Annotated in this window: 23 protein-coding genes; 17 read left to right on the top strand and 6 right to left on the bottom strand. The window is 71.0% G+C overall.

Features of this window, described 5'->3' with window-relative positions; all coding sequences use genetic code 11:
- The first annotated feature begins 6 nt into the window (after positions 1 to 6).
- The 6 genes from ACZ3KP_RS23265 to ACZ3KP_RS23290 all read left to right on the top strand — a co-directional run bounded on the left by ACZ3KP_RS23265 (position 7) and on the right by ACZ3KP_RS23290 (position 3,628).
- Positions 7 to 1,014: a type II secretion system F family protein gene (locus ACZ3KP_RS23265; protein ID WP_467501578.1), complete on the top strand. Its 1,008-nt coding sequence runs from the start codon at positions 7 to 9 to the stop codon at positions 1,012 to 1,014.
- Positions 1,011 to 1,931, top strand: a complete 921-nt coding sequence (locus ACZ3KP_RS23270) for a type II secretion system F family protein (protein WP_467501579.1) — start codon at positions 1,011 to 1,013, stop codon at positions 1,929 to 1,931. Before ACZ3KP_RS23265 ends, ACZ3KP_RS23270 begins: the two co-directional genes overlap by 4 nt.
- 81 nt (positions 1,932 to 2,012) lie before the next feature.
- Positions 2,013 to 2,264 (top strand): hypothetical protein, encoded by a 252-nt coding sequence (locus tag ACZ3KP_RS23275; protein ID WP_358981298.1) that lies wholly within the window; start codon positions 2,013 to 2,015, stop codon positions 2,262 to 2,264.
- A gap of 28 nt (positions 2,265 to 2,292) precedes the next feature.
- On the top strand, positions 2,293 to 2,739 hold the full coding sequence (locus tag ACZ3KP_RS23280; RefSeq protein ID WP_132890295.1) for a TadE family protein: 447 nt from the start codon (positions 2,293 to 2,295) through the stop codon (positions 2,737 to 2,739).
- 2 nt (positions 2,740 to 2,741) lie between these two features.
- A complete protein-coding gene (locus tag ACZ3KP_RS23285) occupies positions 2,742 to 3,170 on the top strand; it encodes a TadE/TadG family type IV pilus assembly protein (RefSeq protein ID WP_358981242.1) in 429 nt (142 codons plus the stop codon).
- Positions 3,167 to 3,628: a TadE/TadG family type IV pilus assembly protein gene (locus ACZ3KP_RS23290; protein WP_467501580.1), complete on the top strand. Its 462-nt coding sequence runs from the start codon at positions 3,167 to 3,169 to the stop codon at positions 3,626 to 3,628. The genes ACZ3KP_RS23285 and ACZ3KP_RS23290 overlap by 4 nt, the downstream gene beginning before the upstream one ends.
- 24 nt (positions 3,629 to 3,652) lie before the next feature.
- On the opposite strand, the gene ACZ3KP_RS23295 is transcribed toward ACZ3KP_RS23290, so the two are convergent.
- Complete coding sequence (locus ACZ3KP_RS23295; protein WP_467501581.1) at positions 3,653 to 5,185, bottom strand: sigma-70 family RNA polymerase sigma factor; 1,533 nt, start codon at positions 5,183 to 5,185, stop codon at positions 3,653 to 3,655.
- 202 nt (positions 5,186 to 5,387) lie between these two features.
- On the opposite strand from ACZ3KP_RS23295, the gene ACZ3KP_RS23300 reads away from it, so the two are divergent.
- The 5 genes from ACZ3KP_RS23300 (at position 5,388) to ACZ3KP_RS23320 (ending at position 11,375) form a co-directional block, all read left to right on the top strand.
- Positions 5,388 to 5,738 (top strand): SsgA family sporulation/cell division regulator, encoded by a 351-nt coding sequence (locus ACZ3KP_RS23300; protein WP_358981245.1) that lies wholly within the window; start codon positions 5,388 to 5,390, stop codon positions 5,736 to 5,738.
- Between the two features lie 153 nt (positions 5,739 to 5,891).
- On the top strand, positions 5,892 to 8,891 hold the full coding sequence (locus ACZ3KP_RS23305) for a BTAD domain-containing putative transcriptional regulator (RefSeq protein WP_467501582.1): 3,000 nt from the start codon (positions 5,892 to 5,894) through the stop codon (positions 8,889 to 8,891).
- Entirely contained in the window at positions 8,888 to 9,631 is a 744-nt protein-coding gene (locus ACZ3KP_RS23310) for a prepilin peptidase (protein ID WP_467501583.1), read from the top strand. Before ACZ3KP_RS23305 ends, ACZ3KP_RS23310 begins: the two co-directional genes overlap by 4 nt.
- Positions 9,632 to 9,703: 72 nt before the next feature.
- Positions 9,704 to 10,918, top strand: a complete 1,215-nt coding sequence (gene mqnC / locus ACZ3KP_RS23315) for a cyclic dehypoxanthinyl futalosine synthase (RefSeq protein WP_467501584.1) — start codon at positions 9,704 to 9,706, stop codon at positions 10,916 to 10,918.
- A gap of 7 nt (positions 10,919 to 10,925) precedes the next feature.
- Entirely contained in the window at positions 10,926 to 11,375 is a 450-nt protein-coding gene (locus tag ACZ3KP_RS23320) for an imidazolonepropionase-like domain-containing protein (RefSeq protein WP_132890287.1), read from the top strand.
- A 60-nt stretch (positions 11,376 to 11,435) separates the two neighbouring features.
- On the opposite strand, the gene ACZ3KP_RS23325 is transcribed toward ACZ3KP_RS23320, so the two are convergent.
- The gene (locus tag ACZ3KP_RS23325; RefSeq protein ID WP_467501585.1) at positions 11,436 to 12,392 is read right to left on the bottom strand and encodes a chitinase; all 957 of its coding nucleotides are present in this window, start codon (positions 12,390 to 12,392) and stop codon (positions 11,436 to 11,438) included.
- Positions 12,393 to 12,697: 305 nt separating this feature from the next.
- Here ACZ3KP_RS23325 and ACZ3KP_RS23330 point away from each other — a divergent pair, with 305 nt between their 5' ends.
- The 4 genes from ACZ3KP_RS23330 to ACZ3KP_RS23345 are packed head-to-tail and all read left to right on the top strand — an operon-like array spanning position 12,698 to position 17,247.
- Positions 12,698 to 13,069: a hypothetical protein gene (locus ACZ3KP_RS23330; protein WP_467501586.1), complete on the top strand. Its 372-nt coding sequence runs from the start codon at positions 12,698 to 12,700 to the stop codon at positions 13,067 to 13,069.
- A gap of 21 nt (positions 13,070 to 13,090) precedes the next feature.
- On the top strand, positions 13,091 to 15,337 hold the full coding sequence (locus tag ACZ3KP_RS23335) for a bifunctional polysaccharide deacetylase/glycosyltransferase family 2 protein (RefSeq protein WP_467501587.1): 2,247 nt from the start codon (positions 13,091 to 13,093) through the stop codon (positions 15,335 to 15,337).
- A complete protein-coding gene (locus ACZ3KP_RS23340; protein ID WP_467501588.1) occupies positions 15,337 to 16,527 on the top strand; it encodes an acyltransferase family protein in 1,191 nt (396 codons plus the stop codon). Before ACZ3KP_RS23335 ends, ACZ3KP_RS23340 begins: the two co-directional genes overlap by 1 nt.
- 24 nt (positions 16,528 to 16,551) lie before the next feature.
- Positions 16,552 to 17,247: a demethylmenaquinone methyltransferase gene (locus tag ACZ3KP_RS23345; RefSeq protein WP_467501589.1), complete on the top strand. Its 696-nt coding sequence runs from the start codon at positions 16,552 to 16,554 to the stop codon at positions 17,245 to 17,247.
- Between the two features lie 15 nt (positions 17,248 to 17,262).
- Here the strand turns inward: ACZ3KP_RS23345 and ACZ3KP_RS23350 are convergent, their stop codons facing one another.
- The gene (locus tag ACZ3KP_RS23350; RefSeq protein WP_132890283.1) at positions 17,263 to 17,571 is read right to left on the bottom strand and encodes a PASTA domain-containing protein; all 309 of its coding nucleotides are present in this window, start codon (positions 17,569 to 17,571) and stop codon (positions 17,263 to 17,265) included.
- A gap of 120 nt (positions 17,572 to 17,691) precedes the next feature.
- The gene (locus ACZ3KP_RS23355; protein WP_467501590.1) at positions 17,692 to 18,219 is read right to left on the bottom strand and encodes a GNAT family N-acetyltransferase; all 528 of its coding nucleotides are present in this window, start codon (positions 18,217 to 18,219) and stop codon (positions 17,692 to 17,694) included.
- 48 nt (positions 18,220 to 18,267) lie between these two features.
- Here ACZ3KP_RS23355 and ACZ3KP_RS23360 point away from each other — a divergent pair, with 48 nt between their 5' ends.
- A complete protein-coding gene (locus ACZ3KP_RS23360; RefSeq protein ID WP_358981252.1) occupies positions 18,268 to 19,602 on the top strand; it encodes a geranylgeranyl reductase family protein in 1,335 nt (444 codons plus the stop codon).
- Between the two features lie 6 nt (positions 19,603 to 19,608).
- Here ACZ3KP_RS23360 and def read toward each other — a convergent pair whose 3' ends face one another.
- Both def and ACZ3KP_RS23370 read right to left on the bottom strand, forming a co-directional pair.
- Positions 19,609 to 20,235: a peptide deformylase gene (def, locus tag ACZ3KP_RS23365; RefSeq protein WP_467501591.1), complete on the bottom strand. Its 627-nt coding sequence runs from the start codon at positions 20,233 to 20,235 to the stop codon at positions 19,609 to 19,611.
- A 230-nt stretch (positions 20,236 to 20,465) separates the two neighbouring features.
- Positions 20,466 to 21,272: a C40 family peptidase gene (locus ACZ3KP_RS23370; RefSeq protein ID WP_358981254.1), complete on the bottom strand. Its 807-nt coding sequence runs from the start codon at positions 21,270 to 21,272 to the stop codon at positions 20,466 to 20,468.
- Between the two features lie 766 nt (positions 21,273 to 22,038).
- Here ACZ3KP_RS23370 and ACZ3KP_RS23375 point away from each other — a divergent pair.
- A complete protein-coding gene (locus ACZ3KP_RS23375) occupies positions 22,039 to 22,398 on the top strand; it encodes an NADH-quinone oxidoreductase subunit A (protein WP_007383963.1) in 360 nt (119 codons plus the stop codon).
- The last annotated feature ends 6 nt before the right edge of the window (positions 22,399 to 22,404 follow it).

The raw sequence follows: 22,404 nt of genomic DNA on the forward strand, positions 1-22,404 counted from the left end.
CGTGACATGAACCTGGACTCCTTGGGCTCCATGGGCGGGCTCTTCTCCACCCCGGTCCTCTACGGCCTCGGCTGCGGAATCGCCGTCGGCGGCGGCCTGGCACTGCTGGTCCTGGCGATCCGGGGACTGCCCGCCAGACCCGACCACGAGAAGCAGAAGGCCAACGAACGGGCCGCCGAACTCATCCGGTTCGCCGGCCGGCGCGGTTCGCTCGCCGCCATCATCGGGCTCGTCGTGCTGCTGCTGACCCGCTGGGCGGTGGCCGGCATCGCCGCCGGTGTCCTCGTCTTCTTCTGGGACAAGCTGTTCGGCGGCGCCGCCGAGGAGCGGGCCGCGATGAAGCGGGTGGAGGCACTCGCCTCCTGGACCGAGTCGCTGCGCGACACCATCGCCGGCGCGGTCGGCCTGGAACAGGCCATCCCGGCCTCCGCGCGGGCCGCCGCGCCCGTGCTGCGGCCGCACCTCGACGCCCTCGTCGACCGGCTGCGTGCCCGCACCCCGCTGCCCGACGCGCTCCAGCACCTCGCCGACGAGATCGACGACGCGTCCGCCGACATCATCGTGGCCGCTCTCATCCTCAACGCCCGGCTGCGCGGCCCCGGTCTGCGCCAGGTGCTCGGCGCGCTCGCCAAGTCGGCGCGTGAGGAGGTCGACATGCGCCAGCGCGTGATGGCCCAGCGGGCCTCCACCCGGCGCTCGGTGCAGATCGTCGTCGCCGTGTCGGTCGCGTTCGTCCTCGGCCTCGCCGTCTTCAACCGGGACTTCGTCGCGCCGTACGGCACCGCCGTCGGCCAGTTGGTCCTCGCCCTGGTCTGCGGGCTGTTCGCGCTCGGCTTCTGGTGGCTGCGCAAGCTGTCCACCATCGAGACCCCGGAACGGTTCCTGGTCCGCGACCAGTCCTCCGTCCAGTTCGTACGACCGCCCCGCACCGCCCCCGGCCAGAGCGGCCAGCCCGGCCAGCCCGGCCAGAGCGGTCAGCAGACGCTGCCGACCGAGGATGGAGTGCGCCGGTGAACCTCACGATGCCGATCGTCGTCGGCGTGACCCTGGGGCTCGGCGTCTACGCCCTGATCCGCGCCCTCATGCCGAGCAAGCGCAGCGCCGTCGCCCAGGTCGCCCGGATCGACGCCATGCGGGCCCGCGGCGCCGCCTACGAGTCGGCCCGGGGGAGCCAGGAGACCGGCAGATTCGGTTCACTGCGCGCCCAGGTCGGGGACCGGGTCGCCGAGTTCTACCGGCAGCAGGGCTGGGAACAGCGCTCGCTCCGCGCCGACCTCGCGGTCCTGGACCGCGGCTGGGAGAAGTTCCTCGCGACCAAGGTGCTGCTCGCCGCGGCCGGTCTGGTCTTCGGTCCGTTCCTGTTCGCCGTCGTCTACACCATGGGCTTCGGCCGCAGCCCGGTCGTCCCGGTCTGGATGGCCCTGGTCTGCGCGGCCCTGTTCTTCTTCCTGCCCGACCTGGAGGTACGACGGGACGCGGCCGAGAAGCGCCGGGACCTCAGGCGGGTCATCGGGGCCTACCTCGACCTGGTGTCGATGAGCCTCGCGGGCGGCCGCGGTCTGCCCGAGGCCCTGATGGCCGCCGCCGAGGTCTCCGACGGCTGGGCCAACCAGCGCATCCGCAACGCCCTCGCCGACGCCCGGATCACCGGCGTCAGCCAGTGGCAGGCGCTGGGCGCGCTCGGCGAGGAGCTGGGCGTGGAGGAGTTGAAGGACCTCTCCGCCTCCCTCGCCCTCGTCGCGGACGACGGCGCCAAGGTGCGGGAGTCCCTCGCCTCCCGCGCCGAGACCATGCGGCACCGCGAACTCGCCGAGATCGAGGGCAGCGCGGGCGAGAAGTCCCAGTCGATGCTCGTCGCCCAGCTGCTGCTGTGCGCCGGCTTCCTGGTTTTCCTGATCTTCCCTGCGGCGATGCGGGTGTTCCAGGTGTGAGCTGTTCCAGAGACCTTCGACAACTGCTGATTCGATCGCACGACCAACGCAACGGGAGAACCCACCATGAACGGACGTAACCTGACCGGGCGGAGCTTCAGCACCGGCATTCCGGCGATGGACTTCCTCGTCACCTTCCTCCAGGCCCGGGTGGAGCGGGCCCGCTCCGGCGAACTCGACCGCGGTGCCTCCGCCGTCGAGTGGGTCATCATCTCCGCGGTCGTCGTCGCGATCGTCGGCGTCGTCGCCGCCATCATCAACGCCGCGCTGAGCGACGGCGCCAACAAGGTCGGCAACTGCATCAAGGGTGCCAGCGCGAGCGGGACCTGCTGACCGGGTCGGCGACGGGGACTGAACGGGGATGACGGGGGTCTTTGTGGACGTGAACGCCTGGCTGCGCCGTCGGGCCGCCGCCGCGCGCGGTGACTCGGGCATGACGGCCATCGAGTTCGTGCTGCTCACCCCCGTCCTCTTCTTCATGATCTTCGCGACCGTGCAGTTCGCGTTGTACTTCTTCGCCGACCACGTGGCCCAGGCCGCGGCCCAGGCGGGCGCCCGCAAGGCCCGTGCCACCGCCGACGCGGAACCCGGCGCCTGGCGCGGTGAGGCCCAGGCCGTGGTCGACTCCTACATCAGCCAACTCGGGCCGCAACTCGTGCTGTCGCCGAACGTGACGATGATCCAGCCGGAACAGCACACGGTCGGCGTCGAGATCTCCGCCCGCATCCCGACGGTGTTCCCGGGTCTGGACCTGACGGTGCACGCGCAGTCGTCGGGGCCGGTCGAGCGGTTCGTGGAGGACAACTAGTGGTGGACGACCGGACGACCTGCGGAGCGGACAGAGCGCCGGACGACCGGGGGCTGTCGACCGTCGAGGTCGTCATCCTCGCCCCGGTCATGATCCTCTTCATCCTCGTGCTGGTCGCCTTCGGCCAACTCGTGGACGGCCGGGGCGCGATCGACGGCGCCGCCCGTGACGCGGCCCGTGCCGGGTCCATCCAGAAGGACCACGCCACCGCCATGTCGGAGGCGCAGAAGGCCGCCGACGCGGACCTGTCGGACGTCTGCTCGGGACCCGTCTCCGTCGTGCAGACCAGTGCGGGGTTCGCACCCGACAGCATCTTCACCGTCGAGGTGAGCTGCCAGGTCAGGGGGCTCGCCATGCTGGGCCTGGACATCCCCACGACGCTCACCGCGCGGTTCTCCTCCCCGCTCGACCCGTTCCGGAGGGCGGCATGATCCTCGCCGTGCTGCGCAGTTGGTGGACCGGACGGCGGCTCCGCCTGGACGACCGGGGTTCGGGCGCCGGCGCGGTCATCATCTTCGCCCTGGTCTTCCTCTCGCTCTCGGCGTTCGTCATCGACGGCGGCCTGTCCATCTCCAAGCGCGAACGCGCCGCCGACATCGCCGAACAGGCGGCCCGGTACGCGGCCCAGGACATCGACCTGAACGCGCTGTACGAGGGGCAGGGCACCGCGCCGATCAACTTCCAGGACTGCGACGCCCGGGTGAAGACCTTCGCCCGCGAGATGGACATGTCCGCCGCGGACGTCGCGGGCACCCACTGCACCGCCGCCGACGCGCAGCAGGTGCAGGTCGAGGTGCAGTTGACGTACGAGCCGGTCTTCACGGGCATGTTCTACGGCGGCGCGATCGTGGTGCACGGCCAGGCGACCGCGGAGAACGAGGTCGGCTGACCGGGACCGGCCGCGGCGGGCGGGTCACGACGCGGAGGCCTGCGGTTGCCGCTTCCCGGGGCGCCGCTCACCCTTACCGTGACCGTGACCGTGCCCGTGACCGTGCCCCTTGCCACGGTCGCCGTCGCCGTCACCGTTGTTGTCGCCGTCGCCGTCGCCGTACGGGGGCGGGCAGGGGTCACTGGCCGGCGGGGTCTCCACGGGCACGGGGTCGGTCGGTTCGCCGGGTTCGCCGGGTTCGGTGGGTTCGACGGGTTCCGTGGGGTCTGTCGTCGGGGGAGCCGGGTCCGTGGGCTCCGTCGGGGGAGTGGGAGCTGGGTCGGGGGAGGCGGGCGAGGTCGGCTCGGTCGTCACGGGCGGGGCCGGCGAGGGCGCTGCAGGGGGCGTCGGTTCGGTCGTCTCGGGCGGCGTGGTGGTGCCGTTCCCGGCCCCGTTCCCGGCCCCGTTCCCGGTCCCCGCTCCGCTTCCGGCCGTGGTCACCGCCGTACGGACCGCAGCGGCCGCCGCGCCCGTGCCCGTACCGTCTCCGTCGTCCCCGCTCCCAGGTGCCGCCGATGCCGCCGGTGCCCCGGTCACCGGGGCCTGGGCGAGCGGTGCGTCGGCGACCGGGGTTCGCGGGGCGGGGACGGGGGAGGCGTGGCCTGGGCCGAGGAGCAGCACGAGTGCCGTGGCGCCGGCGGCCACCGCGCCCGCGGCGACGGCCAGCGGTCCCTTGGTGCCCACGGAGCCGGCGGCCTGCCGTACCCCGTGCAGCGGCCCGCTCCCGCTGCCGTGCCCGCCCGCCGAGGCCCCGGCGGCGGTGAGGGTGAGCAGGAACCGGCCGGCCGTGCCGCCGACCGCGAAGACCAGGAGGCCGGGGCCGACGAGGGCGGGGAGCCGGTCGTTGGCGCGCATCAGGGCGGCGAGCCGGGTCCGGCAGTCCGCGCAGTCGTCCACGTGCCCGAGCAGCCGGTCGGACTGCCGTTCGGTGGCGGCCCCGCGCACGTACGCGGGCATCCGGCTCCAGTGCACCTGGCAGGCGGGGTCGTCCGGCGCCCCGGTCTGGGTACGCAGGAAGGCCTGCCGCATCCCTTCCCGGGCCCGGTGCAGCAGTACCGCGGTCGCGCCCTCCTTGGTGCCCAGTTGCGGTCCGATCTGCGCGAGCGGCTGCCCCTCGGCCTCGGCGAGCCAGAGGGCCTTGACCCAGCGCTCGGGGAGTTGGGCGAGGACCCGTACCAGCAGGTCTACGGAGGAGACCTGTTCGGCCGGGTCGTCGCCGTGCCGGCCGGCCTCGACCTGCTCGTCGGCGTGGGGGTCCCTGGGCGTCTCGCGCACGGCACTGCCGGCCGCGTAGGCGAGGTGCCGGACGGTGGTCGTCAGGTACGCCGACACGTTGTCGATCTCGTGGCCCTCGGCCAGCCGCCGCCAGACCCGGAAGTGCGCCTCGGCGACCAGGTCTTCGGCGACCCAGGCGTTCCTGGTGAGGGAGCGGGCGTACGCGACGAGCCGCGGCTGCTGTTCCTCGTAGATCCGGGCGTAATCGGTGGTGCTGATGACTGCAGAGGAACCGTCGGACATGGCGGAACGCTCCAGTTGCCGGCCAGGGGCTGGGGAAGGGTTCGTCAGAGTAGATGACAAAACTTTCAATCAAAGTTTCAAGCGCCTCGATTGGTGACGCACGTCACTCAACTTCCCTTTGATTTCGGCGTAATGAGACGAGCCAAAGGCGCTCAGAGGAGTAGGACGGCCCACCACCGCACCGCACCCCGGGAGAGCACCTGTGTCCATCACCGTCGAACAGCCCACCGGCGCCCGCCTGCTGACCGCCGACGAGCAGGAGGTGGCGGTCCCCGCGACGCTCCGCTACACCTCGGCCGACCCGCAGGCGGTGCACTTCGTCTTCCCGCCGTGGATCTCCCTGGACGGCGAGGAGGTCACCTGGACCTTCGCCCGCGCCCTGCTCCAGGAGGGCCTGGCGGCCCCGGCCGCGCTGGGAAACGTCCAGGTGCGGCCCTACGGAACCGCGCGCACGGTGGTGGAGTTGCGGGCGGAGGAGGGCGTGGCGGCGATCACCTTCCCCACCTCCGCCCTCACCCGCTTCCTGCTGTCCGCCCTGCGGGTCGACGGCTGACCGGAGTTGTGCGGGACGTGCGGAGGAAGCGGTGGTTCCGCGCTCTCCCCCTTCGACGCCGTCGGTGCCAGTCAATAGGATCGTCAAGGGGATCTCGACAGGCTCGATGCGCCCCCGCCCACTCTGTCCGCACACGACCCCAGGACACCCGCCATGGCGCGACGCAGCACATCAGGCTCGACGGGAAGACCGACCGGGAACCCGTCGGGTCCGCGGAACCGGACCCCGCAGCCGGTGCGGGTGCGCAGGCGTACGGCCGGGGACCTCGTCAAGGCGCTGCTCGCCTTCGTCGTGCTGCTCGTGCTCGTCGTCGGCGTCCCCGGCGCCCTCGCGGTGTTCGTCGGCTGGCCCCTGCCGACCAGCGCCCCCAGCATGGACTGGCTGTCGCAGCCGATCGGCGTCGAGACCTTCCAGAACGCCCTGACCGTCATCGTGTGGCTGGCCTGGGCCCAGTTCACGGCCTGCGTGCTGGTGGAGATCAAGGCCGCCGTCTCCGGCGTCGGCCTGCCCGGCCGGGTCCCCGGCGCCGGTCCCAGCCAGCTGCTCGCCCGGCAACTCGTCGCCGCGCTGCTGCTGGTGGGCGCCACCGCCGCCAGTTTCACCCCGGGTCTGTCGCAGCTCGGCCACAGCCTGGAGGGCAACCAGAAGGGCACGGTCGCCGCCGCCCAGGCGACCCCCGGCATCCTCGCCCAGCAGCAGGAGCAGGCCAAGAGCACCGCCGCCGCGCTCGCCGAGCAGGCCGGCCACGTCGCGGCCCAGGCGGAGCACGGCGGCACGGGTGCGCACGGCACCACGAAGTACTACCGGATCCAGCCGCCCGAGGGCCGCCACCACGACTCGCTGTGGGAGATAGCGCAGCGCCACCTCGGCGACGGCCGCCGGTACAAGGAGATCTACGAACTCAACAAGGACCGCGTCCAGCCCGACGGCTCCCGGCTCTCCGAGGCCAGCCTGATCCGCCCCGGCTGGATCATGGAGATGCCCGGCGACGCGCACGGCGGCGAACTCGTCGAGAACCCCGACGCGCACGTCTCGCCCGAGGTCCGGCAGCAGATCGGCGACTACGCCAGGACCGGCGACCACGCCGCGCACCAGCAACAGCATCAGCAGCAGCACCAGGAGCAGGGCGGCGGGCAGCACGCGGACCAGGACGGCGCCACCGCCCGGATCACCGTGCCCGCCCAGCGCTCCGCCGGTGACGCCGCCACCCCCGGGGCACACGCGCAGGGGTCCGGCAGCGACTCCTCCGGCCACTTCTCCGGCCACTCCTTCGGCCTCCCCGAGGCCCTCCTCGGCGCCCCCCTCCTCGCCGCCGGCCTGCTCGCCGCCCTCGGCCGCCGGCGCCGGCAGGCCCTGTGGCAGTCGGCGCTCGGCGCAGTCGGCGGCCGGCGCGGCATGGAGCCGCCCACCCCGACCGGCGACGCCCAGGACGTGCAGGACGCCCTGCTGGTCGGCGCGGACCCGGAGGGCGTACGGCTGCTCGACCTGTCGCTGCGCGGACTGTCCGCCGCCCTCACCGCAGAATCCCGCTCGCTGCCGGTCGTCTACGCGGCCTGGCTCAGCCACGGCGACCTGCACCTGCAACTGGCCCAGCCGGCCGGCAAACCCCCCGCGCCCTGGCAGTTGGGCCAGGACCAGACGTTCTGGACGCTGTCTCTCGCGGACGCCGAGCGCTACGAGGACACCGACGCGGCCGCGCCGTACCCGGGTCTGGTCAGCCTCGGCACCATGGACGACTCGCGGCTGCTGCTCAACCTGGAGGCCGTGCCCGGCATCGTCTCGCTGAGCGGCCGGGAGGCCGACCGGGCCGCCCTGTTCGCCTCCGTCGCCGCCGAACTCGCCACCAACGGCTGGTCCGACCGTATGACCATCACCCTGGTCGGTTTCGGCGCGGACCTCACCCCGCTCGCCCCCAGCCGACTGCGCCACCTCGACGACGTGGAGGCCCTGTTCGAGACGATGGAGGCCGAGACCCGGCAGCGTCGCGGCGCGCTCGGCGCCGCCGACCACCAGTCGGTGCTCACCGGCCGCACCGGGCCCGCCCAGCACACCCGCTGGGCGCCGAACCTGGTGCTGCTCGCCACCGAGCCGTCCGCCGAGGACGCGGTGCGCCTCGCCGAACTCGCCGCCGACGCCGCCCGGCTGGGCATCGGCTACCTCGTCGGCACCGAGAGCGGCGACCTGCCCGGCGCCGCCTGGGCCATGGAGATCACCCCGGACGGCCGGCTGCTCGCCCCGCTGCTCGGCCTCGAACTCCAGGCCCAGCTGCTGCCCGCCGTGCAGCAGCGCGCGGTCGTCGAGCTGTTCGTGGAGGCCGACCTCGAGCACGACCCGGACGGGCCCACCACCACCCCGCCGTTCCTGGTCGACATCAGCGAACAGGGCCGTCCCGCGGTGTACGCGCGGCTCGTCGGGCCTTACGAGATCATCGGCCTCGACACCCCGGACGGGGACCGCAGCGCCCTGCTCCACGAGGCGCTCGCGCTGCTCCTCCTGCACCGCGAAGGCGTCCACCCGCGCGTGCTGTCGTCCGCGCTGTGGCCGCGCGGGGTGACAGAGGACGTCCGCGACGCCCTGCTGGAGCGGCTGCGCGGCTGGCTCGGCACCGACCCGGACGGCAGCCCGCGCCTGGTGACCGACGCGACCGGGCGGCTGGTGCTCGCCAAGTCGGTCGTGTCCGACCTCGACGTGCTGCGCTCCCTCTACCACGAGGCCACCCAGGGCAAGGGCGTCGACAGCCGCGCGGTCCGCGGCCGCCTCCTCACCGACGCGCTCGTCCTGGTGCGCGGTCCGCTGCTCGCCGACCGCGCGGAGGGCCGGTACGGCTGGCTCACCCACGAGATCATCGACGCCCAGCTGCCGCTGCTGGTCGCCGACATCGGCCTCGCCCTGTCCGCGTTCCACCTGGAGAAGGACCGGGCGGAGAAGGCCATCGAGGCGCTCGGCGCGGCCCTGAGGACCGCCCCGGCGGACGAGCGCCTGTGGAACGAGCTGCTGCGCGCCACGCACGCCACCGGCGACCCCGACCGCGTCCGCGCCCTCGCCGCCGATCTCGTCGCCCGCAGCGGTGCGCGCGGCCTGCCCCCGCGCACCGAGGCCCTCCTCGACGAACTCCTCCCCTCCTGGCGCGAGGGCGCCGCCGCGACCGGATGACCACCACCTCGGACGTCGCCCTGCCGGCCGTCGCCGCCCTCTGGGGCGCGGCGGCCGGCGCCCTGCTCCCGCGCGCCGCGTACCGCTTCTCGGCACCGGCGGGGGAGGAGTGGCGCACGCAGTGCCCGGCGGGCCATCCGGTCAAGGGGTGGGTGGGGCGCGGCCGGTGCGGACGGTGCGCGCCGGACGAGGCGGCGCACGGCCCCCGCACCGCCCCCCTGTCCCTGGCCACCGCCGTGGTCTGCGGTGCCCTGGCCCTCGCCACCGGCACCCGCCCCGAACTGGCGGTCTGGCTGCTGCTGGCGCCCGTCGGCGTCCTCCTCGCGGTCGTCGACTTCCGCGTCCAGCGCCTCCCCGACCCCCTCACCCTCCCCCTGGCGGCCGCCGCGCTCGCCCTCCTCGGGGTGGCCGCCCTGCTCCCCGAACACGCCGGTGACTGGCTCACCTCCCTGTACGCGGCGCTCGTGCTCGGCGCCGGGTACCTGGTCCTCTTCCTCGTCAACCCCGGCGGCATGGGCTTCGGCGACGTCAAGCTGGCGCTCGGCGCGGGCGCCGTCCTCGGCTGGTACGGCTGGTCCACCGTGCTGCTCGGCACCTTCGCCGGTTTCCTGCTCGGCGCGCTGTACGGCGGTGCGCTCGTCGTCGTACGGCGGGCCGGGCGCAAGACGGCGATCGCGTTCGGGCCGTTCCTCGTCGCGGGTGCGTTCGCGGGGCTGCTGATCGGCGCCTGCACGGCCTGAGGTCGGGCGGCGCAGGAGGCTGGCGTAGGCTGGTTCGGTCCGTCCACAACCCTTGACGAAAGGGACGCCCCGGTGACCGAGAAGGCCGACCTCACCTCTTCTGATGTCACAGCGGTCCTCGACCGGGCCGCAGCCGGTGGGCGGATCACCCCGCAGGAGGCGCTCGTCCTCTACCGCGACGCCCCGCTGCACGCGCTGGGCGCCGCCGCCGACGCCGTACGCCGCCGCAAGTACGCGGGTATCGAGCACATCGCGACGTACATCATCGAGCGGAACATCAACTACACGAACGTGTGCGTCACGGCGTGCAAGTTCTGCGCCTTCTACGCGGCCCCCAAGGACAAGGACAAGGGCTGGACCCGCGACCTCGACGACATCCTGCGCCGCTGCGCGGAGACGGTCGAGCTGGGCGGCACCCAGATCATGTTCCAGGGCGGCCACCACCCGGACTACGGCGTCGAGTACTACGAGAAGCACTTCAGGGCGATCAAGGACGCGTTCCCGCAGCTGGTCATCCACTCCCTCGGCGCGTCCGAGGTCGAGCACATGGCCCGGATCTCCGGCGTCTCCGTCGAGGAGGCCATCACCCGGATCCACGAGGCGGGCCTGGACTCCTTCGCGGGCGCCGGCGCGGAACTCCTCCCCGCCCGCCCCCGCAAGGCCATCGCGCCCCTCAAGGAGTCCGGCGAGCGCTGGCTGGAGATCATGGAGACGGCGCACGGGCTGGGCGTGGAGTCGACCTCGACCATGCTGATGGGCACCGGGGAGACCAACGCCGAGCGCATCGAGCACCTGCGCATGATCCGGGACGTCCAGGACCGCACCGGCGGCTTCCGGGCCTTCATCCCGTACACCTACCAGCCCGAGAACAACCACCTGAAGGGCCGCACCCAGGCCACCCTGTTCGAGTACCTGCGGATGATCGCGATCGCCCGCCTCTTCCTCGACAACGTCCAGCACATCCAGGGCTCCTGGCTGACCACCGGCAAGGAGGTCGGCCAGCTCTCCCTGCACTACGGCGCGGACGACCTCGGCTCGATCATGCTGGAGGAGAACGTCGTCTCGTCGGCGGGTGCCAAGCACCGCTCCAACCGCCTGGAGATCATCGACCTGATCCGCAAGGCGGGCCGGGTCCCGGCGCAGCGTGCCACGACGTACGAGCACCTCGTCGTCCACGACGACCCGGCGAACGACCCGGTCGACGAGCGCGTGATGTCGCACATCTCCTCGACGGCGATCGCGGGCGGCACGGCCCACCCCGAGCTGAAGCTGCTCAGCGCCAACTGACGCGGCCGTGCTGACGATCCACGCGGCGGACGAGGTCCGGCACGACTGGGACGGTGCCGCCCTGGAGGACGGCGCCGTCGTCGTCGAGGGCGGCCGGATCGCCGCGGTGGGGACCCTGGCGGACCTGCGGGACCGCTTCCCGACCGCCCGGGTGCGGAACTGGCCCGGCGTACTCGGCCCGGCCCGCGTCCACGACGGCCCCCTCCCGGCCGCCCCCAGCCCGCGCGAACGCGTGCACGAGGTACTGAAGCTGGGAGCCACGGCGGTCCTGGAACGGTACGCCGACTCGCCCGACCTGCGAACGGCGGCGGAACGCAACGACGTGGCGGTGCTGCGGGGGACGGCCGGGACACCGGCGCTCGTGGCGGCGGGCCGGGCCGACCTGGCGGTGTTCGACGAGACGGGCGCGTGCATCGCGACGGTGTGCGCGGGCCGCCTCGTCCACAGACGCAGGTGAAGCGCGCAGGTGAAGCGCCGTCAGGGGCTCGGCAGACCCCCACCGGCCCGCAGACGACACTCAGCCGGCGAACGCCTTCCCGAACGCCCCCGAACTCTGCGCAACCCCACTGCAGTTCGTCGCGGCGTCCTGCGCAGCCGAACCACGCGCACACGGCACGTCCCGAAACGTCGACCACATCGACACCCACGCCACCCCCTTCTCCTCCGCGAACGCCCGCACCTCCTCGGCGTCGGCGAGCGTCAGCGTCTCCCCGTCCACGTCGTTCACCCCGATCATCGAAGTCAGCGCCAACCCGCCCCACGCGCCCGCGTCCGACAGCCCGAACACCTGCTTCAGCTGCTTGTGCGTGGCCTTCGCCGAGGTGACCGCGTAGTCGCCCATGTCCCCGTCGTAGGACTCGCTGTAGTTCATGGTCATGATGTTGACCGTCGAGACCTGCACGTCGTACTTGTTCGCGGACTCCAGCAGCGCGAGGCCGGCGGAGTCGAGCCCCGACGGCATCACGGGCAGCGTGAAGGTGACCTCCAGGTCCGGCCGTCGCTTCTGGAGCAACGCGATCGCCGCGGAGCGCAGGGCGACCGAGCCCGAGTCGGTCAGCGTGGTGCCCTCGATGTCGAAGTCGGCCTGGCTGGACCCCGCGGCGTCCAGGGCGGCGCCGTACGCCGCGGCCAGCTCGGTCACGCTGGAGCAGGTCGTCGCCAGTTCCTTCCCGGAGGCCCCGCCGAAGGACACCCGGACCGTCGCGCCGCCCTCCGTCAGCTTCGAGATCCGTGACGCGACGGCCGAACTCCCCACCGCTGCGGTCCCGTTCCACTTCGGCGTACAGGAACCGCCACCGGCGATCACGAAGGCCAGGTTGTACGTCGACGGTGACCCCGAGCCGTCGGTGGCGGCGGCCTCCGTCGCGCTGACGTAGGGCGCGTAGGACGTGCCGGACGCGCTCGTGGAGCATCCTGTGACTGCCATGGCAAACAGGAGAGTGAACCAGATCGTCGGCCTCAGGAAACCCCGCATGAAGACGCACCCGCTTTCGTGATGTGTGTCTCAGGCTCGAAACAAAGCCTGATTCGAAAGGGCAACGTCTCACGCGCACGTGGTGTTCAACGAATCGGCCTATACATGGAAAACTCATGGAAGGAAACACGCGAACCGTGCGAATGGGACTCCACAAAAGGGGTTTTGAGGGACTTTGCGCTCCCCATCGCCCTCCGCGGGTTTTCATGGAATCTCTCAGTGAAATGACAGTCGAAGGCGTTTCTCATGGGCGTTTCACAAGAACCCTGAAGGCGATCACATAAAGCCTCCCTAATATCCGGGGAATGCAATCCGAGCCTGTCATCGAAAGCCGCACCGCCGGGCGCGGTCGCCGCCGCAAACAGGGCAACGGGTCCCCCGAGGGGCCCGTGTTCGTCGATTTCTCCGGACGCCGGTCCAGGGTGCTGCGCCGTGTCGGCCTTCTCCTCGGTGCCGTGTGCCTCGCCTACGCGGGAGTGCTCGGTGCCGCCTTCATGGGCTGGGGGACCTCGCTCACCCCCTCGCTGATCCCCGACTTCGCACGCGGCGCCGACGCCCCCGGCGGCGAACGCCCGCAGGGTGGCGTCGGCCGTCAGGTCGGCGCACCACCCACCGGACGCCCCTCGGCGCTGCCCTCCGCCTCCGCCTCTGCCTCTGCCTCCGCCACCGCCGACTGACCGGAACACAGGCCTCTCCCCATGACCACACCGACGCCCGTACGCGGCCGCAGGCGCGCCCCCTCCCGTATCGACCGGGCGGCGGGCAGGGCAGCGGCGCTGCAGAAACCACGTGTCATCCTCGCCCTGCTGCTCCTGCTGGCGCTGACCTGCGTGATGCTGCTCGACGGCTATCTGCGCGCAGAGGTCGGCGGCGACCAGCGGGTCCGCACCGACGCCGACGCGAGCAAGGTGCCCGACAGGATCCTCGACGGTGGGCCGATCCTCACCTTCCGGGGCGGCCGGGCGACCACCGTCTCGGTCCCCTCCAGGACGATCGCGCTCACCTTCGACGACGGCCCGAACCCCACCTGGACCCCGCAGGTCCTCAAGATCCTCGACCAGTACGACGTACCGGGCACGTTCTTCCTGGTCGGCTCGATGGTGTCGCGCTATCCGGGCATCGTGAAGTCGATGGTGGAGCAGGGCGACGAGGTCGGCATCCACACCTTCACGCACGTCGACCTGTCGTACCAGGGTGACTCCCGGGTCGACCGGGAGATGCGGCAGACCCAGCTCGCCCTGGCGGGCGCGGCCGGCATCACGACGACGCTCTTCCGCGCGCCGTACTCCTCGGAGACGGACGCCATCGACAACTACAGCTGGCCGGTCTACCAGAGGCTCGGCAAGGAGGGCTACACCAGCGTCTTCGTCGACACCGACAGCGACGACTGGAAGAAGCCGGGCGTCTCGAAGATCATCAAGTGGGCCACGCCGAGGAAGGACAAGGGCGCGTCGGTCCTGTTCCACGACGCGGGTGGCGAGCGCTCGCAGACGATCAAGGCGCTGCCGGCGTACATCGAGAAGATGAAGGCGAAGGGCTACACCTTCACCACCATCAGCGGTGTGATCGAGAAGCAGAACGCCGCGAACCGTGCGGCTGCCGACGAGAGTGCCTCGAACACCGCCGTCCGGCCCCTCCAGGCTGCCCATCGCACGGCCACCGGCATGACCCTCTACGAGGGCGAGGCGCTCATCGTGGCCGTCGCGATCGCCGAATGGGCCCTGCCCGTCCTCTCCTACCTGCTCCTCGTCGTCGGCATGGCGGTGCTGGGCCGCTTCGGGATGATGCTGCTCATCGCCCGGCGCCACCACAGACAGCGCAACAAACGCCGCTTCAGCTGGGGTGCGGCGGTCAACGCGCCGGTGAGCGTGATCGTCCCGGCGTACAACGAGAAGGAGTGCATCGCCAACACCCTGGAGTCGCTGGCGCAGAGCACCCACCCGATCGAGATCCTCGTCGTCGACGACGGTTCCACGGACGGCACCTCCGAGATCGCCCGTGCCGCCGCCGACAAACTGGGCATGACCAACGTCCGGGTCCTCCGCCAGGAGAACGCGGGCAAGCCCGCCGCCCTCAACAACGGCGTCCGCAACGCGACGTACGACATCGTCATCATGATGGACGGGGACACCGTCTTCGAGCCGGACGCGGTGCACCAGTTGGTGCAGCCCTTCGCCGACCCCGAGGTCGGCGCGGTCGCGGGCAACGCCAAGGTCGGCAACCGCGGCACGATCATCGGCGCCTGGCAGCACATCGAGTACGTGATGGGATTCAACCTGGACCGCCGGATGTACGACCTGCTGCGCTGCATGCCGACGATCCCCGGCGCGATCGGGGCGTTCCGCCGGGACGCGGTCCTCCAGGTCGGCGGCATGAGCGAGGACACCCTCGCCGAGGACACCGACATCACCATCGCCATGCACCGCGCGGGCTGGCGGGTCGTCTACCAGGAGCACGCCAAGGCCTGGACGGAGGCGCCGGGTTCGCTGAAGCAGCTGTGGTCCCAGCGCTACCGCTGGTCGTACGGCACCATGCAGGCCCTGTGGAAGCACCGCAAGTCCCTGACGGACAAGGGGCCGTCGGGTCGCTTCGGCCGGGTCGGCATGCCCCTGGTGGTGCTCTTCCAGATCGTCACCCCGGTCTTCGCCCCCCTCATCGACGTGTTCACGGTCTACTCCATGATCTTCGTCGACTTCCAGGCGGCCCTGCTGGCCTGGCTCGCCGTCCTCGGCATCCAACTGGCCTGCGCCGCCTACGCGTTCCGCCTGGACAAGGAGCGGTACCGCTACCTCCTGATGATGCCGCTCCAGCAGATTGCCTACCGTCAGATGATGTACCTGGTCCTTATCCACTCCTGCGTCACGGCCCTCACCGGCGGCCGCCTGCGCTGGCAGAAACTCAAGCGCACGGGCGAGGTCGGCACCCCGGCGGGGGCGAGCGGCTGATGACCTGGGACCAGCGGAACCCGTACCAGCAGAACCCGTACCAGCAGGGCTACGGCTACACCCCCCTCGTGGAACCGGAACCGGTCGCCACCGCTGTGCCCACCGCGCCGGGCACCGAAGCGACAGACGCCAGGGACACCGCCCCTCGGCCCGAGCCCCCCGCAAGGGACCGCTACTTCGACACCCTCCGCGCCGTCGCCCTCGTCCGCGTGGTCACCTACCACACCTTCGGCTGGGCCTGGTGCGGCATGGTGTTCCCCTCCATGGGCGTCATGTTCGGCCTCGCCGGCACCCTGATGGCGAAGTCCCTGGAACGCCCGGCGCCCAGGGTGGTGAAGAGCCGCCTGCGCCGCCTGCTGCCCCCGTTCTGGTTCTGGGGTCTCTTCGTCGTCCTGGCGATGCTGATTCACGACTGGATGCCCGGCTGGGAGATCGTCTACTGGATCGTGCCGCTCGGCGACCCGCCGGGCAACGCGTGGGGCGAGCAGGCCTGGGAGATCCTCTGGTACCTGAGGACGTACCTCTGGTTCGTCCTCCTCTCCCCGGCCCTGCTGTGGATCTTCCGCAAGGCCCCGGTCCCGGTGCTGCTGGCCTCGTCGGCCCCGATCCTGGTCCTGAACTTCATGTGGGCCGGCCCCGACAACCGCTTCGGCAGCGCCCTGTGGGACCTGTCGACGTACCTCTTCTGCTGGATCCTCGGCTTCGCGCACCGCGACGGCGTGCTCCAGCGGATGAAGCCGGCCCCGGTGGTCGTCGGCGCGCTCGCCGCGCTCGGCTACGGCGGCTGGTACGCCTTCTCGCACCAGGCCGACTTCGGCACCTACGACCTGGACGAGAACCCCCTCGCGCAGGCCTTCTGGTCGGCCGGTTTCGTGCTGCTGCTGATGTGGGCGAAGGCGTACTTCCGCATCGACTTCGCCTGGCTGACCCGTTTCAGGCGGCTCGACCGCACCGTCAGCGTCTTCAACGCGCGCGCGGTGACGATCTACCTCTGGCACGAGATCGCCCTGATCCTCGCGGTCCCGCTGATCGACCAGATGTGGAACGTGCCCGCGTTCGAGAAGTGGCTCCCGTTGGACAGCCAGTGGTTCATGTTCGGCGTCGGCTGGATCCTGATCGCTGTCTTCGTCCTGCTGTGCGGCTGGGTGGAGGACGTGGCCGCGAAGAAGAAGCCGAAGCTCCTCCCGTAGGGGTGTGCTGCAAGAATGGCGGGCGTGACCCGCGCCTCCCTGAACAAGCAGCCGCACGAAGTCGCCTCGATGTTCGACGACGTGGCGGAACGGTACGACCTGACCAACGACGTCCTGTCGCTCGGCCAGGACCGGCACTGGCGGAAGGAGGTCGCCAGGGCCGTCGACGCACGGCCCGCGCAGAAGGTCCTGGACCTGGCGGCCGGCACGGGCACCTCCTCCCAGCCGTTCGCCCGGGCCGGTGCCTACGTCGTGCCCTGCGACTTCTCACTGGGGATGCTCCAGGTCGGCAAGAAGCGCACCGGCTGGATGCCCTTCACCGCCGGGGACGCGACCCGGCTGCCGTTCAAGGACGGCAGCTTCGACGCCGTGACGATCTCCTTCGGGCTGCGCAACGTCCAGGACACCGACGCGGCCCTGCGCGAGATGTACCGGGTGACCCGGCCCGGCGGACGGGTGGTGATCTGCGAGTTCTCGCACCCGACCTGGGCGCCCTTCCGGACCGTCTACACCGAGTACCTGATGCGCGCGCTGCCGCCGGTGGCCCGCGCGGTCTCCTCCAACCCCGAGGCCTACGTCTACCTCGCCGAATCCATCCGTGCCTGGCCCGACCAGCCCGCGCTGGCCGCCCGGCTGCGGGGGGCGGGCTGGTCGAAGGTGGCCTGGCGCAACCTCACCGGCGGGATCGTCGCCCTGCACCGGGGCTTCAAGGAGGCCTGAGCCGCGGCCGGTGACTCAGGGGCTGCTCACCTCGAAGGCGTCCCCCGGCCGGTCCAGCTCCCGTTGCAGCCCGCCGCTCGGCGGCCGTGGCACGCGTGGCTCGCGCACGCCCCCGCCGCCCTCGCCCTCACCGAAGTCGAACCACACGTACACCATCGAGTCCCGCGGCACCTCGGCACCGGGCTGCGGGAACTGGCGCACGACGTAGTCGACGACCGTGAGATGGAAGTCCGGCCGGTCCGGCGCGTGGAGGGACAGCCCCCGCGCCTGGGCGGTCTCGCGCGCGTCCACGGCCATCAGGCCGACCAGCCGTGGCACACGCACTTCGGGTGTTTTGCGCGTTATGTGCACAGATGTCACCCCCAGCGGTACTGGAAGGGTAACTCCCTTCTCGCGACCGCCGGAAGCGGTAAGTGTCTTTCTGTGACAGATCGTTACTCTGTGTTACGGCTTTTGTGGTGTCGTCCGCAGGTCGAGCCGGAAGCAGAGCGCGTCCTCCGGCAGCCGGGGATGCGGGTACGACCCGGCAGGCTCCATCCCGAGGCGCCGGGTGACCGCGACCGACCGCTCGTTGCCCGGCCGCACCATCGCCACCACCCTCGGCACACCGGCCGCCCGCAGCCGCTCCAGGGTCAGCAGCGCCGCCGCCGTCGCGTACCCCTTCCCCCAGTGGGCCCGCCCGAGCCGCCAGCCGATCTCGATCTCGCCCCTCGGTCCCCAGCCGGGCGCCCACGGCTGCGCACCGGTGAAGCCGATGACCTCTCCCGCCTCGCCGGTCAGCGTCCACAGGCAGAAACCCAGTTCCGCGTCGTGCCGGCGCTGGCGCGCGGTGAGCTCCTCGTAGACGGACAGCTCCGCGGACCTGCCGCCGTGGAACTCCATGACCTCCGGGTCGTCGAAGGCCCGGTGCCAGGCGAACGCGTCCTCGTGCGTGGGTACACGCAGCCGTACCGCGGGGAGAGCTCGGTTCACAGGGGCAGCCCTTCAGCCGGGTGATCAGTTCCGCTGAATAGACTGCCCATGTCCAGTGCCCGTCGGCACGCAGATTTCGAGCCTTGGGGAGACCCCGTCGTGACCGAGCCCCTCTCCGAAAACACCGCCGATGTCATCGTCGTCGGCGCGGGGCCAGCCGGCTCCACGACGGCCTACCACCTCGCCAAGTCCGGCCTCGACGTCCTCCTGCTGGAGAAGACCGAGTTCCCGCGCGAGAAGGTGTGCGGCGACGGACTCACCCCGCGCGCGGTGAAGCAACTCGTCGCCATGGGCATCGACATCTCCGAGGAGGCCGGCTGGCTGCGCAACAAGGGCCTGCGCATCATCGGCGGCGGCACCCGCCTCCAGCTGGACTGGCCGGATCTCGCCTCCTTCCCCGACTACGGCCTGGTGCGCAAGCGCGACGACTTCGACGAACAGCTCGCCCGCCAGGCCCAGAAGGCCGGTGCCCGGCTCTTCGAGCGCTGCAACGTCGGCGCCCCGATCGTCGACGACCGCACCGGCCGGATCACCGGGGTGCACGCCAAGCTCGGCGAGGAGAAGCGCGAAGTCACCTTCCACGCCCCCCTCGTGGTGGCCGCCGACGGCAACTCCACCCGGCTCTCCCTGGCGATGGGCCTGCACCGCCGCGAGGACCGCCCGATGGGCGTGGCCGTCCGGACCTACTTCACCTCCCCCCGTCACGACGACGACTACCTGGAGTCCTGGCTGGAGCTCTGGGACCGCCGCGGCCCCCAGGACCGCCTCCTTCCCGGCTACGGCTGGATCTTCGGTATGGGCGACGGCACCTCCAACGTCGGCCTCGGTGTCCTGAACACCTCCGACTCCTTCAAGGAACTGGACTGGCGCGAGGTCCTCAAGGCCTGGTGCGCCTCCATGCCCGAGGACTGGGGCTACACCCCGGAGAACATGACCGGCCCCATCCGCGGCGCCGCGCTCCCCATGGCCTTCAACCGCCAGCCCCACTACACGCGCGGCCTGCTGCTCGTCGGCGACGCCGGCGGCCTGGTGAACCCCTTCAACGGCGAGGGCATCGCCTACGCCATGGAGTCCGGCCAGATCGCCGCCGACGTCATCGTCCAGGCCCACGCGCGGGCCACGCCCGGCGGGCGCGAACTCGCCCTCCAGCGCTACCCGCGCGTCCTCAAGGACACCTACGGCGGCTACTACACGCTCGGCCGCGCCTTCGTGAAGCTCATCGGCAACCCGAAGGTCATGCAGATCGCGGCCCAGCGCGGCCTGACCCACCCGCTGCTGATGAAGTTCACCCTGAAGCTCCTGGCGAACCTCACCGACCCGACCGGCGGCGATGCGATGGACCGCATCATCAACGGCCTGAGCAAGGTGGCCCCGAAGGCCTGACCGCTCCTAGGAGCCGATCGCCTCGATGTTGGCGGCCCGGCGGGCGTAGACGTCCTCCCGCCGGTCCGCCACCTGCCGCAGTGCTTCCTTCCGCTCCCGCTTGGAGAGCCGGTCGAGGTACACGCGTCCGTTCACATGGTCGGTCTCGTGCGCGAGACAACGGGCGAAATACCCCGTTCCCGCAATGGTGAGCGGATTGCCGTCCTTGTCCTGCCCGTGCACGACCGCCCGGTCCGGCCGGGGCACCTCCATGACGGCGCCCGGCACCGACAGGCACCCCTCGCTGTCGTCCAGCAGTCGCCGTTCGGCCGGGTCCTGGGCCTCCAGGACGGGATTGACGATGTGTCCGACATGCCGGACACCATCGTCGTCGGGGCAGTCGTACACGAACAGCCGCAGGTCGACTCCGACCTGGTTGGCGGCGAGCCCTGCTCCGTCGGCGACGTACATCGTGAGGAACATGTCGTCGACGAGCGCGGCGAGGTCGGGACCGAACTCGGTGACGTCCCGGCACGGCTTGTGCAGGACGTCCTCACCGGTCTCGGTGATCCGGCGCACCGAACCGCGCCGGGCCTCGGGTGCGTGCCGGGGGTAGTGGTCCACGGGGTTGCCCTGGACGAAGACGCGTGGCATCGCGGTGTCTCCTTCTCGGATCTCGGGGCCGCCGCTCCGTGCGGGCGGCCTGCACCGAGCATCCCAGGAGGCACCGGATCACGGGCCCGCCTGTGGAAAACCCTCGCGGCGACCTGTGGCCTGTGGAAAACCGGGAGAAGGGCGGGCACGCCGGAAGGGCCGCTGCCCCCGATCGGCTGCGGCCCTACCGTGCTTGTGTGATGCCTGAGTTGTCCTGGTTGCCCGGGTTGTCAGAGCACCCGCACCGCACCGGTCGGCGGGTCGTACGACAGCGGGTGCTCGCCGACGCCGCTGGAGGGGTTCTGCGCGCCGACGAACATGCCGTCGCCGACGTACACCGCCACGTGGTACGCGCTGCCGGCGCTGCCCCAGTAGAGGATGTCGCCGGGCTGCAGGTTGCTCAGCGAGACCTGGGTGCCCTGCGTCGACTGGTCCTGGGAGACGCGCGGCAGGCTGACGCCGACCGACTTGAAGGCGGCCTGCACGAGACCCGAGCAGTCCCACGAGTTGGGGCCCGTGCCGCCGGAGACGTAGGCGTCGCCGATCTGCGCCTTCACGAAGGCGACCACGGCGGCGGCCGAACCGGTCGCCGTGGACGTGCTCGTGGAGCTGCTGGAGCTCACGGAGGTGGCGCTGAGGGTGGTCCGCTCGGCACTGCGCGAAACGGCCTGCTCGGCGGCGGCCTTGCGGGCCTCCTCGGCCTTCTTCTTGGCCTCGGCCTTCTTCTTCGCGTCGGCGAGGTCCGCCTTGGCCTGCTTCGCGGCCTTCGCGGCGGCCGCGTCACGCTCGGCCTGGAGGGAGTAGTTCGCGGCTGCCTGCTGCGTGGCGTCGGCGGACTGGGCCACCTGGGTGGCCACGTCGGCCGTCAGGATGGGCAGTTCGAGCGTCTGCGTCACGGGCTCGGCGGCACTCGCCGAAGCCGCGCCCGCCGCTGCCATGCCCAGGACGCCACTGGCAACTCCGGCGCGCACGGCGATGTTCGTCGTCGCGCTGCGGCGGGGCTTCCGGTGGCTGCGTATGTGAGCGGTGTGGGACATGGGAACAACCGGTATCAGGGGCTCCTTCATATCTACAAGAAACGTGTGGTGCGCCACAGTTGTTCAATCAGGGCCCTAAATCCCCTGCGTGTCCTTCCTTATTGACGCCGTAACGGACATTGCGGACGTCCATGATCAGGCCTGTGATCACGTTCTTTCGTCATTACGCCCGAATTGCCCGCGACCTACCATCGGTTGGGGTCGTTGGCCAACCCCCGTTCTCAGCCGCCTCTCATCGATGTGGCGGAGGTCACGGAACGGTCACCGGGAGGGGCGCGTCTCGCGCGGGGAACGGGGCAGGAGTGATGCCCGCCCGAGTTCGTGAACGCGCGCACGCGTCCACACCGGGCCCCCTCCCTCCCTCCGATGTGTGAATGCGGCCCTCTATCAGGACGCTCCGCCCATCGCCAATTTGCATGCAGGGGAACTCTCTTGATATAGAGACGCCCGCTTCGGACCCCCTCCCGCCTGCACCGACGGGCGAAAATGTCACTTCTGGTGATCAGGTGAACGCTTCGGGTGTGAAGATCACTACTCATCCGACTTCATGATCGATCGTCAGGTGGTGGAGATCACAAAGCTTGTGCAATACCCCGTGTCGCAGATCACAGAGCGTCGGGCATAAGATGCGAGGCAGTTGGGCTTGTGACCTGCTTCACATGTTCGCGATCTTCGCCCGGGACGTGCGGGGTTCGTGTGACGGACGGGGCAGGTGAGCCCAGCCGAACCGCCACCAGTCAGTGCCGACTGAGAGGAGCGAGGAGCGGTGAACGCCTATGCGCCCATCCTCGTACTGGGAGCCCTCGGGGCAGGCTTTGCGATCTTCTCCGTGGTCATGGCCACGCTGATCGGTCCGAAGCGGTACAACCGCGCCAAGCTCGAAGCCTACGAGTGCGGTATCGAACCGACCCCCACGCCGGCCGGCGGCGGGCGTTTCCCGATCAAGTACTACCTGACGGCGATGCTCTTCATCGTCTTCGACATCGAGATCGTCTTCCTCTACCCGTGGGCCGTCACCTTCGACGCCCTGGGTGTTTTCGGGCTCGTGGAGATGCTGCTCTTCGTGCTCACCGTCTTCGTCGCGTACGCGTACGTATGGCGGCGCGGCGGCCTGGAATGGGACTGAGGGGCC

The organism is Streptomyces sp. NPDC020958 (assembly GCF_055562175.1).

What these genes read in the sequence shown, in the direction of transcription:
- ACZ3KP_RS23265 (WP_467501578.1), top strand. Translation starts at nt 7, where the DNA reads ATGAACCTGGACTCCTTGGGCTCCATGGGCGGGCTCTTCTCCACCCCG.
- ACZ3KP_RS23280 (WP_132890295.1), top strand. Translation starts at nt 2,293, where the DNA reads ATGACGGGGGTCTTTGTGGACGTGAACGCCTGGCTGCGCCGTCGGGCC.
- ACZ3KP_RS23290 (WP_467501580.1), top strand. Translation starts at nt 3,167, where the DNA reads ATGATCCTCGCCGTGCTGCGCAGTTGGTGGACCGGACGGCGGCTCCGC.
- ACZ3KP_RS23295 (WP_467501581.1), bottom strand. Translation starts at nt 5,185, where the DNA reads ATGTCCGACGGTTCCTCTGCAGTCATCAGCACCACCGATTACGCCCGG.
- ACZ3KP_RS23305 (WP_467501582.1), top strand. Translation starts at nt 5,892, where the DNA reads ATGGCGCGACGCAGCACATCAGGCTCGACGGGAAGACCGACCGGGAAC.
- ACZ3KP_RS23310 (WP_467501583.1), top strand. Translation starts at nt 8,888, where the DNA reads ATGACCACCACCTCGGACGTCGCCCTGCCGGCCGTCGCCGCCCTCTGG.
- ACZ3KP_RS23325 (WP_467501585.1), bottom strand. Translation starts at nt 12,392, where the DNA reads ATGCGGGGTTTCCTGAGGCCGACGATCTGGTTCACTCTCCTGTTTGCC.
- ACZ3KP_RS23330 (WP_467501586.1), top strand. Translation starts at nt 12,698, where the DNA reads ATGCAATCCGAGCCTGTCATCGAAAGCCGCACCGCCGGGCGCGGTCGC.
- ACZ3KP_RS23335 (WP_467501587.1), top strand. Translation starts at nt 13,091, where the DNA reads ATGACCACACCGACGCCCGTACGCGGCCGCAGGCGCGCCCCCTCCCGT.
- ACZ3KP_RS23340 (WP_467501588.1), top strand. Translation starts at nt 15,337, where the DNA reads ATGACCTGGGACCAGCGGAACCCGTACCAGCAGAACCCGTACCAGCAG.
- ACZ3KP_RS23360 (WP_358981252.1), top strand. Translation starts at nt 18,268, where the DNA reads ATGTCCAGTGCCCGTCGGCACGCAGATTTCGAGCCTTGGGGAGACCCC.
- def (WP_467501591.1), bottom strand. Translation starts at nt 20,235, where the DNA reads ATGCCACGCGTCTTCGTCCAGGGCAACCCCGTGGACCACTACCCCCGG.
- ACZ3KP_RS23370 (WP_358981254.1), bottom strand. Translation starts at nt 21,272, where the DNA reads ATGTCCCACACCGCTCACATACGCAGCCACCGGAAGCCCCGCCGCAGC.